The sequence below is a fragment of the Neisseria sp. HMSC068C04 genome, from assembly GCF_001810105.1.
In the GTDB taxonomy this organism is placed as follows: Bacteria; Pseudomonadota; Gammaproteobacteria; order Burkholderiales; family Neisseriaceae; genus Neisseria; species Neisseria flavescens_B.
In genome coordinates this window covers 1-251 of the sequence record NZ_KV800010.1, presented here as the reverse complement: position 1 = coordinate 251, position 251 = coordinate 1, and the positions used below count along the sequence as shown (strand labels likewise).

Below are 251 nucleotides of genomic sequence, written 5' to 3'. Positions count from 1 at the left end.
CGGCTGCGGTTGTGGATTTGCTGCAGGATTCTGCCCATGGGGTCGTATTGTGTTTCTTGGCGGATATGTTTGCCAAAGGTGCGTTCGGTTTCGCGGTGTAGTTTGTCGCGCTCGAAGGCGGCTATTTCGTTACGGTTGAGGGTGATACCGTGCAGGTGGCCGCTGCCATAGTGGAGATAACCGATACGCTGCCCGTCTGGACGGATGGTTTCGGTACGGTTGCCCAATGCGTCGTAACGGTGATGCCAGAC

General features: G+C 56.6%; 1 pseudogene. It reads right to left on the bottom strand.

What is annotated here, in order from left to right:
- Positions 1–251 (bottom strand): annotated as a pseudogene (locus tag HMPREF2700_RS11865) (type IV secretion protein Rhs); the annotation flags it as partial.